This is a genomic window from Enterococcus sp. DIV1726a (assembly GCF_051710985.1).
GTDB lineage: Bacteria > Bacillota > Bacilli > Lactobacillales > Enterococcaceae > Enterococcus_B > Enterococcus_B hirae.
Window position 1 is genome coordinate 1,526,388 of record NZ_JBIOLS010000001.1, and the last position, 11,395, is coordinate 1,537,782.

Annotated in this window: 9 protein-coding genes; 3 read left to right on the plus strand and 6 right to left on the minus strand. The window is 37.7% G+C overall.

From position 1 onward, the window contains the following. Positions 1 to 98: 98 nt before the first annotated feature. The gene (gene lepA, locus IGJ27_RS06885) at positions 99 to 1,934 is read right to left on the minus strand and encodes a translation elongation factor 4 (protein WP_010719053.1); all 1,836 of its coding nucleotides are present in this window, start codon (positions 1,932 to 1,934) and stop codon (positions 99 to 101) included. A 146-nt stretch (positions 1,935 to 2,080) separates the two neighbouring features. Between lepA and IGJ27_RS06890 the strand changes: the two genes are divergently transcribed. From IGJ27_RS06890 to IGJ27_RS06900, 3 genes are read left to right on the plus strand one after another with little or no spacing between them, the layout of a single operon-like run. After that, positions 2,081 to 3,301 (plus strand): GNAT family N-acetyltransferase, encoded by a 1,221-nt coding sequence (locus IGJ27_RS06890; RefSeq protein ID WP_010719052.1) that lies wholly within the window; start codon positions 2,081 to 2,083, stop codon positions 3,299 to 3,301. Positions 3,302 to 3,317: 16 nt separating this feature from the next. Beyond that, positions 3,318 to 3,812, plus strand: coding sequence for a nucleoside 2-deoxyribosyltransferase (locus tag IGJ27_RS06895; RefSeq protein WP_178305917.1), 495 nt, complete (start codon positions 3,318 to 3,320; stop codon positions 3,810 to 3,812). Next, positions 3,805 to 4,470 (plus strand): hypothetical protein, encoded by a 666-nt coding sequence (locus tag IGJ27_RS06900; RefSeq protein ID WP_010719050.1) that lies wholly within the window; start codon positions 3,805 to 3,807, stop codon positions 4,468 to 4,470. Before IGJ27_RS06895 ends, IGJ27_RS06900 begins: the two co-directional genes overlap by 8 nt. A gap of 471 nt (positions 4,471 to 4,941) precedes the next feature. Here the strand turns inward: IGJ27_RS06900 and clpB are convergent, their stop codons facing one another. The 5 genes from clpB to pepT form a co-directional block, all read right to left on the minus strand. After that, positions 4,942 to 7,554: an ATP-dependent chaperone ClpB gene (clpB, locus tag IGJ27_RS06905; RefSeq protein WP_178305916.1), complete on the minus strand. Its 2,613-nt coding sequence runs from the start codon at positions 7,552 to 7,554 to the stop codon at positions 4,942 to 4,944. A gap of 214 nt (positions 7,555 to 7,768) precedes the next feature. After that, positions 7,769 to 8,812, minus strand: coding sequence for a lysylphosphatidylglycerol synthase transmembrane domain-containing protein (locus IGJ27_RS06910; RefSeq protein ID WP_178305915.1), 1,044 nt, complete (start codon positions 8,810 to 8,812; stop codon positions 7,769 to 7,771). Between the two features lie 10 nt (positions 8,813 to 8,822). Beyond that, positions 8,823 to 9,095 (minus strand): DUF1294 domain-containing protein, encoded by a 273-nt coding sequence (locus tag IGJ27_RS06915; protein ID WP_010719047.1) that lies wholly within the window; start codon positions 9,093 to 9,095, stop codon positions 8,823 to 8,825. A gap of 26 nt (positions 9,096 to 9,121) precedes the next feature. After that, positions 9,122 to 10,027 carry a diacylglycerol/lipid kinase family protein gene (locus IGJ27_RS06920; protein WP_025480176.1) on the minus strand — a complete coding sequence of 302 codons (906 nt, stop codon included), beginning with the start codon at positions 10,025 to 10,027 and terminating at the stop codon, positions 9,122 to 9,124. A gap of 132 nt (positions 10,028 to 10,159) precedes the next feature. After that, complete coding sequence (gene pepT / locus IGJ27_RS06925; protein ID WP_010719045.1) at positions 10,160 to 11,392, minus strand: peptidase T; 1,233 nt, start codon at positions 11,390 to 11,392, stop codon at positions 10,160 to 10,162. Positions 11,393 to 11,395 lie beyond the last annotated feature (3 nt).

Below are 11,395 nucleotides of genomic sequence, written 5' to 3' on the forward strand. Positions count from 1 at the left end.
TCTAAGATTTTTCTTTACCAACATCATTTGACAAAGAGCCTGGGAAAACCGTGGGAAAAACAGATAAAAAAGGTCTAGCTCAATGGCTAGACCCTTTGCTATTTCTTCGGTTCATCCTCATCCATTTTCAGAACAGCCATGAAGGCTTCTTGTGGGACTTCGACGCTACCGATTTGTTTCATTCGTTTCTTTCCTTCTTTTTGTTTTTCAAGAAGTTTACGTTTACGTGAGACATCTCCACCATAACATTTTGCTAAGACGTTTTTACGTAATGCTTTGATATCTGAACGAGCAACGATTTTTTGTCCGATAGCTGCTTGGATCGGCACTTCAAATTGTTGACGTGGAATTAGTTTTTTCAGTTTTTCAACAATTGCTTTTCCTCGTTCGTAAGCAAAGTCTCGGTGAACGATGAAACTTAACGCATCGACTTTTTCTCCATTTAATAAAATATCCATTTTTACTAACTTGCTCTTTTGATAACCAGACATTTCATAATCCAAGGAAGCATAACCTTTCGTGCTGGATTTTAGTTTATCGAAAAAGTCAAAAACGATTTCAGAAAGCGGAATATTATAAACGACATTCACTCGATAATCATCTAAATAATCCATTGTGATGAATTCTCCACGTTTTCTTTGGGATAATTCCATCACTGCACCAACGAAATCATTTGGAACCATGATTTGTGCCTTCACAAAAGGTTCTTCAACATCTTGGATCGTTACTGGTTCTGGAAAATCTGCTGGATTATCGACGACTGTCATAGACCCATCTGTTTTATTCACATGATAGATTACAGAAGGTGCCGTTGTGATCAACTCTAAGTTGAACTCACGTTCCAAACGTTCTTGGACTACATCCATGTGTAATAAACCTAAGAATCCACAACGGAAGCCAAAGCCAAGGGCTTGTGAGGTTTCAGGTTCAAACTGTAGTGCTGCGTCGTTTAGTTGTAATTTTTCAAGTGCTTCACGCAGATCATTGTAACGGGAAGTATCAATTGGATATAATCCACAGTATACCATTGGATTCATTTTACGGTATCCAGGTAGCGCTTCTTCTGCTGGATTATCTGCCAACGTAACTGTGTCCCCTACTCGTGTGTCTTGGACCGTTTTGATGCTTGCCGTGATATACCCTACATCACCGACCATCAAGAAGTCTCTAGCAACAGCTTTTGGTGAAAAGACTCCCACTTCTGTCACATCAAATGTTTTGCCGTTACTCATCAATTTGATTTTATCGCCTGGTTTGACCATGCCGTCTGTGATTCGAACATTCAGAACGACTCCTCGATAACTATCGTACACGGAATCAAAGATCAATGCTTTCAAAGGGGCATCCAGATCGCCTGATGGGGCTGGTACATATTCAACGATTTGTTCAAGTATTTCTTCAATCCCAATTCCTGCTTTAGCACTAGCCAGGACTGCCTCACTGGCATCGATTCCGATAACATCTTCGATTTCTTGTCGTACACGTTCTGGATCAGCAGCTGGAAGATCGATTTTATTGATGACTGGCAAAATTTCCAGATCATTATCCAAAGCTAAGTAAACATTTGCTAATGTTTGAGCCTCGATTCCCTGTGCCGCATCAACTACTAATACCGCACCTTCACAGGCTGCTAAACTCCTTGATACTTCATAAGTGAAATCGACGTGCCCAGGGGTGTCGATTAGATGGAAGATATAGGTTTCGCCATTTTTGGCTGTATAATTCAATTCGACAGCATTTAATTTAATCGTGATTCCACGTTCACGCTCTAGATCCATTGAGTCTAATAGCTGATCCTGCATTTCACGAGACGTCACAGTGTTCGTCTTTTCCAGAATACGATCGGCCAGCGTTGATTTTCCATGGTCGATATGAGCAATGATCGAAAAATTTCGAATTTGCTCTTGTCGTTGTTTCATTTTTTTTATATCCATAGCGTCTCCTCTTTTCGTTTAATCAGCATCTCTCATTATATCAATGAAAAGCATGAATTTAAAGACTTTTTACCTAGTCAGCTTTAGAAGTTTTTTTTATGAAAATTTGCTATACTAATAACAAGTAAATAATTGGAGATGAAAGAATGGATGAAAAAGATTTCAGAGAAAATCTTGAATTAAAACCTGTTACTGAAAAAGATGTTGATCAATTCAATGAGTTATTGTCTTATGTCTTTCAAGTAACAGAAGCAGACATCGAAGAAAGTGGTTTTGAAAGCAAAGGGGCATTTATTCGCTCCAAGCGCCCAATTTTGGAACTATCGGAAGTATTTGGCTGGTTCCACCATAACAAATTGATTTCTCAAATTGCGATCTATCCATGTGAAGTCAACATCCACGGTAAACCATACAAAATGGGTGGCGTTACCGGTGTCGGAACGTATCCTGAATATGCAAATCATGGATTGATGCAAGATTTGATCTTGGTTGCGTTAGATAATATGCGTAAAAACAAACAATGGATCTCTTATCTTTATCCCTATAGCGTGCCTTATTATCGACGCAAGGGATGGGAAATCATGTCTGATAAGTTGACATTTAAAATACGTGATACGCAATTACCGAAGAACGTTCCTGTGGATGGGATGGTTGAACGATTACCAGTGGATCATCCAGATGTTTACCGAGTGTATCAGAAGTTTGCGGCTCAAAATCACGGTGCTTTGTTTCGTAGCCAATTTCATTGGGAAGAATATTGGCGATTTGAAAATAAAGAGGAACGGACAGCTGCGATCTACTATACGAAAGAGCATGAACCAATTGGTGTTTTATTTTATTGGGTCGCTGAAGAAATTTTCCATGTTAAAGAGATGTTTTACTTGAATCAAGAAGCTCGGAATGGTTTATGGAATTTTATTTCAGCACACTTTTCAATGGTTTACTGGGTTCACGGTGACATCTACAAAAATGAGCCACTGGCTTTCTTGATTGAAGATAGTCAAATAAAAGAACAGATCGAGCCTTATTACATGGCGAGAATCGTAGATGTCAAAGAGTTTCTGAAGCAATTCCCCTTCGTTTCTACTGCGAAACCTTTCCACTTTGTTGTCGAGGACCCTATCGCCTCATGGAACAATGGTGTTTTTGGGTTGGTCTGGAACGAAGACGGACAATTGGATGTCGTGGACGAACCTGTCGGACAATCGGTTCAGTTGTCCATTCAAACATTAAGTTGTTTGATGATGAATTATCGTCGCCCTTCTTATCTTGCAAGGATCGAACGAATCAAAACAGATGATGAAACACTTAAAACACTTGAATTGATTCTTCCAAATATGGAAGCTTATTTCAGTGACTATTTCTAAGAAAAGGACGATGAAAATGAATATTTATTTTGCTGCCCCACTTTTTGCGAAAAGTGACTTATTATATAATGCGAAACTTGTAGAAGAAATCAGGAGTCTTTCCAATGAATTAACCATTTATCTTCCGCAAGAAAATGAAGCAATCAATGATAAAACAGCCTATGCTGATAGTCAGATGATTGCTTTAGCCGATACAGAAAAGGTATTGGAAAGTGATTTGATGATTGCACTATTAGATGGTTTGACCATTGATCCTGGTGTTGCATCCGAAATTGGTGTTGCCTATGCTAAAGGGATTCCTGTCATTGGATTGTATACAGATAGTCGGCAACAAGGCGGTACCCACCCGCAAAAAATTGCTGCTTTACAAGAAGTAGCTGAAAACCAATTCCATTATTTAAATCTTTATACAATTGGGTTAATCAAGCTAAATGGCGCTCTCGTAACTAGTGAAGAAGCGTTACTCAATCAAGTAAAGACTTACTTAGATGGAGGTTTGAGCCATGAATAAGACAATGAAAAAAATCCAACTTGCACTTGTTGCTTTTGGTGTGTTTGTGGTTTGTTATAACCTTTATGAATTTATCACTAAAAAATATTCAACTACTCAGGGAGTTACTTTCATCATCGAATCTTTAGCTGGGATTCTATTGATTTTTCTCCCTCAGATCGTTAGAAAAATCGCAAAATTATACGTTCCAGATGCCATTGTTTTATTTTATTGGTTTTTCTTGTTTATTTCCGTATTCTTAGGTACCGGTATGCATTTGATCAGTATCATTTCATTCTGGGATAAAATTTTACACGCCGTTAGTCCTATGGTATTGACTGCCCTAGGTTACGGATTGATCGGCTTATTATTGAAAGATGCACCAATTGCGAAGACTAGTCCATGGTTGTTTTTACTGTTTGGTTTTGCCTTTGCTGGCCTCTGTGGCGTGTTCTGGGAATTTTGGGAATTTCTCTGTGATCAATTCTTAGGAATGAATCTCCAACGGTTTGCCGCTTCAGATGGCACCTTATTTGTCGGACGAGCTGCTTTGATGGACACGATGGGTGATTTATTCACAAATACGATTGGTGCATTGGTCATGGGAATCTTTGCTTGGACCCAAGGAAGAAACAATCGTGATTATTTTGAAAATTATCGGTTGAAAATTTTGAAATAGAGCAAAAAAAATATCACATTAAAGAATTGTGACAAAAGTGAGATGCTTCCTAAAAATTGTGCGTGAAAACGTCAATGGTTAGGTGGCATCTCATTTTGTCTCACCCACTTATTTCTTATCATCAACCCTTACGGTGATTTTTTTACCATTCCCAATGAAAATTGTACTTAGTGACAAGGGTTGAAATGATGGGAACCAAAGAAGATATTTACCTGCCCACTCCTATTTATATGGGGAATAAAAACATTACCTTAGTAGATGAACTTGGAAATAACGATTGAGATCAACTTATTTTATGAATGATTTTTTCAGACTTATGACTAAATTACAAAAAAAACAATAAAGCTAGGTGGTTGACCTAACTTTATTGTTTTTTTTTAAGCTTAGATGGTGTGTGGCTCAACTAAACATTTGATTGATTCTACTTACTGTTCGCCAACACCCGTTTTCTTGCGAATGTTAACCGTTTCTTTACTCTTCCGTGTCTTCAAGTTCTTCCGTTTGGAAATGAAGTTTCTCTGCTAGCAAGGTAATCGTTACTTTAGATTTTGGTAAGATGTGTCCTGCTACGATTTCTTTGGCTAATGGTGTTTCTACTTCTTTCGTAATAAAGCGTTTCAATGGTCGAGCCCCGTATGCTGGTTCGTAGGCATTTTCAGCGATCCATGTTTTGGCTTCGTCGCTGATTGTTAGATGAATTTCTTGATAATCCAATCGTTTTGCCAATTGCGCCACCATTTTATCAACGATTCCTTTCACATTTTCAAGACTTAATGGTGTGAATAAAATCGTATCATCGATTCGATTTAAGAATTCTGGTTTGAAATGACCTCGAAGGATCGTTCTTACTTGTTCTTCTACTTCTTCAGGAATAGTGCCATCTGCTGACACTCCTTCTAATAACAGTTGAGAACCAATGTTGCTGGTCATGATAAGAACGGTATTTTTGAAGTCAACCACACGTCCTTTAGAATCAGTTAACCGCCCATCATCTAATACTTGTAACAAGATATTAAAGACATCTGGATGGGCTTTTTCGATTTCATCGAGTAAAACGATCGTATAAGGATTTCTGCGAACGGCTTCCGTCAATTGTCCGCCTTCTTCATAGCCAACATAGCCTGGAGGAGCCCCCACCAAACGAGATACGGCATGTTTCTCCATATACTCACTCATATCGATTCGCACCATGTGCTCTTCAGAATCAAATAAGTTTTCTGCTAAAGCTTTCGCTAATTCTGTTTTCCCAACTCCGGTTGGTCCTAAGAATAAGAAAGAACCTAGTGGGCGGTTTGGATCTTGCAATCCTGCTCGAGAGCGAATGACCGCATCACTGACTGCATCTACTGCTTCATCTTGTCCAATCACACGTTTATGCAATGTTTCGTTGAGCTTGATTAGTTTTTCTCGTTCCCCTTCCACTAATTTCGTGACTGGGATACCAGTTAAACGTCCAACCACTTGCGCAATTTCGTTTTCAGTAACTGATTCTTGAACCATTTTGATTTCACTGTCTTTAGCTTTTGCTTCCAATTCCTTTAATTCTTTTTCTAATTGAGGAATCGTTCCATGACGTAGGACAGCTGCCCGTTCTAAATCATAGTTGTTTTCTGCGTCTTCTAATTCATGTTTGGCTTTATCGATTTCCGCACGTTTAGAAGAAACACTATTGACTTCTTGTTTTTCAGTTTCCCATTGCATTTTCATCGAGTTTGCTTCTTCACGAAGATCAGCTAACTCTTCTTGTAGATTTTTCAAACGTTTTTTACTTGCATCGTCTGATTCTTTTTTCAATGCTGCTTCTTCGATCTCTAATTGCATCAAGCGACGAGTCACTTGGTCTAGCTCAGTCGGCATAGAGTTCATTTCTACTCGGATCGTTGCACTTGCTTCATCGATCAAATCAATTGCTTTATCTGGTAAAAAGCGGTCTGTGATATAACGGTCAGATAAAGTTGCAGCAGCGACTAATGCATTATCATGAATGTTGACTCCATGATGAATCTCAAAACGTTCTTTCAATCCTCGTAAGATACTGATTGTATCTTCTACTGTCGGTTCTTTGACTAAGACTTTTTGGAAACGTCGTTCTAATGCTTTATCTTTTTCCATATATTGACGATATTCATCTAATGTCGTTGCCCCAATCAAATGCAATTCACCTCGAGCAAGCATTGGTTTCAATAAATTTCCAGCATCCATGCTGCCTTCAGTTTTCCCTGCACCAACGATATTGTGGATTTCATCAATAAATAAGATGATTCGTCCATCACTTTTCTTGATTTCTTTCAGCACAGCTTTTAATCGTTCCTCAAATTCACCACGGAATTTAGCACCAGCAATCAATGCCCCCATGTCTAATGAAAAGATCGTTTTATCTTTTAAGTTTTCTGGCACATCTTTTCGTACGATACGTTGTGCTAACCCTTCTACAATTGCTGTTTTACCGACACCAGGTTCACCAATCAATACTGGATTATTCTTGGTTTTACGAGATAAGATACGGATAACATCCCGAATTTCTTCATCACGTCCAATGATTGGATCCATTTTCCCGCTTCTGACTTGTTGAACAAGATCTACGCCGTATTTTTCTAATGCTTTGTATTGTTCTTCTTGATTTTTAGATGTCACCTTTTCTCCTCCTCTCATGTCTTCGATATTTTTACGTAACTCTTTTTCTGATAAACCATTTTTGGTCAAATAAACCGTCAATGGATAATTTTTCAATTTCATCAAGGCTAAAATTACAATCTCTGTTGAAAGAAATTCATCGCCAAAACTTTCTCTTAACTGGTCTGCTTCATTTAATAAACGGAATAGATTTTGGCTTAGATTCTGACCATATTGGACGTTTCCCCCTGAAACTGTGGGATATTCATCTAATACACGATCTACTTCCTTTTCAAACGTATCAACATCCATTCCCGCATCAGTGTATAGATTGCGCCCAAAATGGTTTGGTTGTAAAAAAATCTTCCACAAATGCGCAATATCAATTTCTTGATGTTTTCTTGTGACAGCGATTTGTTGCGCTTCAGCAATCGCTTCTTGAAGCGTGGTTGTCATTTTTTCAATGTTCATTTTACTTACCTCCTGAATATAAAATTTCAATATTCAATATGATACATCTCGTTCCAATAAACATTATACCTCTTTGGTCAGTCTTGGTCAAAAGATAACCTCGCTTATTTTATCGAAAATAAGTGATCAAAAAAAACACAACAGAGCCAACTTGGATGGACTTACTGTTGTGTTTTAGATCTAATAAAATGACTCTATACAATCGCTGTAATAATCAATTTGATTCTTTTTTGTTGTTTTTTACATCTTGGATCTCTTGTTTTATTACCCTTCGACGATCAGCAATCACGTAGAATAACCCATAAATAAAAGGTAAGATAAATGAGCTAAACCGATACAGTAATAAAGAAGAAAAAGCATCTACGGTTCCCACAAGTGGTCTGAATAACAATAGATAGACAAATTCAAATGAACCGATTCCAGCTGGGGTAGGGATGACACCAGATAAAACTACCGCAAAACTGATAAATGAAAAGGTCAAGAGAAAGTCGATCGTGGGATGGTTTTCAACCAAAAAGAGATAGGGCATGATATACCAAAAAATAAGTTTGACCATATTCCAAAAATAGATGCGTAATAGAGCTGTTCGATCTTTGACAATTGTCTGGACAGTTTCTCTCAACGAATAGATTTGTGTATTACATGTATCTACCCAACTTCTGATGCGTTCACTTCGAAACAGTTTGTTTGAGATACTCACAAAGAAAATTTGTAGATTCAGACTCATTGAGACCATCAATAAAAAGGCAATGATCAGCCCAGTTAAAATAATGCCAGCAATAATGAACCAAATCATGTTTGGTCCTTTGGAATAAAATAAAGAGAACTGGATGATCAAACCAATGATCGCATAGGTAATCACGGCTAATTTATACATAATCATATGCAACGCAGTGACACCTGCACCTTGTGAGTATTTCATTCCTTTTTTATTATAAAAATAAATTTCTGAAATCAAAGTGCCTGTTCCAAATGAAACGATTCGATAAAATGCAATATAGCAAGACGTCCAAAAACCATCCCAAGTGGAAAATGTTGGTTCGAAAGGCTGGGCAATCTCTTTGATTGAACGCCCTTCTGCCACCTGATAGATCGTTCCTAACAAGAATGCCGCTACCAGAACGATAAAGCTTGTAGACAGCAATTCAGCGAAAATATCTGCAAAAGATTGGTTGATCAAATAATAAATAATGGCAAAAATTCCAATCAATAAGAATAGATTTAACGCTATTTTCGTTTTTGCACCTTTTGTCGCCATCAACTACTCCTTAATGAAAAAAATAAATCAACAGTAAATCCACTAATACACCCAGTACAAATCCTACTGTAAATTTCTTTTTTCTCGTTTTATGATGGAATACTTTACGAGAAATCAATCCGCCAATTCCACCGCCTAATAAACTAACAAAAATCAAATTATTTTCTGGAACGCGCCAACCGCCTTTTTTTGCTTGATACTTATCATACCCCATCAAACAAAATAAATATAAATTGACGATCACTAAATAAAACCACAAAGGATTGTGTAGTAAAGCTTCCATACGTGTTTTCCTCCACCTCTAGCACATCATTTTTGCTCTTCTTTAGGAGCAAAGACCGACAACCCTTTTTTGACTACGACTAATTCGATAGGCAGATTATCTGTCGTATCACCATCTGTACGAGTGCCAACTGATTTTTCCCGTGCTTGGATATTGATTTGACTAGCAGTCAAATAATTGATACCTGGGACAGAGTAAATTTTTCCTTTGATTAAACGAGGCAAATAAAAAACAAATCGAAAAATATCTAAAGATGGGATGATTGTGACATGAAACATACCATCATCGGGTGAAGCTGAATCATCAAAATTCGTATAACCACCTACTGAGTTAGACATTGTGACTGTCAATAATTGTGTTTTTCCTCGCCAATGTTCTTTTTCTGTTTTGATATCTAAATGATACTTTCTCTTTTTTAATAATAACTTGATGAACCGTTTGATAAAAATCCAAGAACCATATTTTTGCTTTTCTTTTTGACTGATCCAAACAGCTGTATCTGCCAGTATACCGATCGTTAAAGTTGAGATAATGACTTCATCATTGACTTTTCCATAATCGATTTGACGGATTTGTCCCTCTAAGATAATGTCTGCAGCTTTTTCCTTTTCTAATGGAATACCGAGAACACGGGCTAAATTATTGACTGTTCCTCCTGGTAGTAGTCCTACTTGATAATGCTCAAGTTTATCTTGAAAAGCCTGTACAATATGATGGATCGTACCATCGCCTCCGATTACGATCAAGGTATCTGCGTGCGTTTCTTCAGCTTTTTTGACTAATGTCTCATGCTTGATCGAAGGACCTGTTTCCGTTAGATTGATGATTAGTTCTGGTCGTTTCTTTAAGGCATATTCTTTAAACCAGCTTGCTAATTTTTCACCTTCATCTTGTCCTGAGCTTTGATTATAAAAAACTAGCAATTTTTCCATTTCTTTCTTCCTCCCATTTTTACACAAAAACCAAGGGGTCAGACGTTCCATTGTTGGAATACGCCCACCCCCAGCTAAAAGGATAGATCCACTTCGTTCACTTACTTGATCCATCCACGTTCCTATTTGATTTTATACGTTTGTATTCAATTCTGCAATTTTTACAATCACATCTGTTGCTTTTTCCATCACTTGCAGAGAAACAAACTCAAATCGGCCGTGCATATTTTCGCCACCTGCGAACAAATTAGGTGTTGGAATGCCTAGATAAGAAATTTTTGATCCATCTGTTCCACCTCGTACTGGTTCAATCACAGGCTCGATTTCTAAATCGATCATCGCTTGTTTTGCTAATTCAACAATGCTCATATCTTTTTCAATAATTTCTCGCATATTATAGTACTGATCATACATATCAACTTTCACGCGTGTCTGATCGAAGCGACTATTTAGTTTTTCTTGGATTTCAGTAATTTTCGCTTTCCGTGCTTCAAATTTTTCTCGATCGTGGTCACGGATAATATAACTCATAGTTGCTTCTTCGACATTTCCATTTAATCCCATCAAATGGAAGAACCCTTCATAACCTGTCGTTTTTTCTGGGACTTCATCTGCTGGTAGTTGATTATGGAAGTCTATCGCTAATTGTAATGCATTGATCATCGTATCTTTGGCTGTACCAGGATGGACATTTTTTCCTTGAATTGAAATATTAGCCTGAGCTGCGCTGAATGTTTCATATTGCAATTCGCCTAAAGGTCCACCATCAACGGTATAGGCAAAATCAACATCAAACTGCTGGACATCAAATTTATCTGCTCCTACCCCAATCTCTTCATCTGGTCCAAAAGCTACTTTGATCTCACCATGAGGGATAGTTGGGTTTTTCAGCAGAATTTCCATTGCGGTCATAATTTCAGCGATCCCAGCTTTATCGTCCGCACCTAACAACGTACTGCCATCAGTTGTGATCAATGTGTGTCCTTCGTAGTTTTTCAAATTAGGGAAGTCTTTGGTATTTAATGTATAATGTTCTTCACTATCTAGAACAATCGTTGATTCCCCATCGTAGTTCTCAATGATTTGTGGATTAACATTTACTGCATTGAAATCTGCGGTATCCATGTGGGCAATGAAACCGATCGAGCGAACTTTCTTTTCAATGTTACTTGGCAATGTTCCTATAACAAATCCATTTTCTTCATTGTAAAATACATTGGTTAGTCCTAAATCTTCTAATTCCTTTTTTAAGACTTGCGCAAAAGCGACTTGTGTTTGTGTCGAAGGAGTCGTTTGACTACTTTCATCAGATCTGGTTTCAGTCTTAACATAGCGTAAAAAACGTGGTAAAAGATTTTCGTACATACA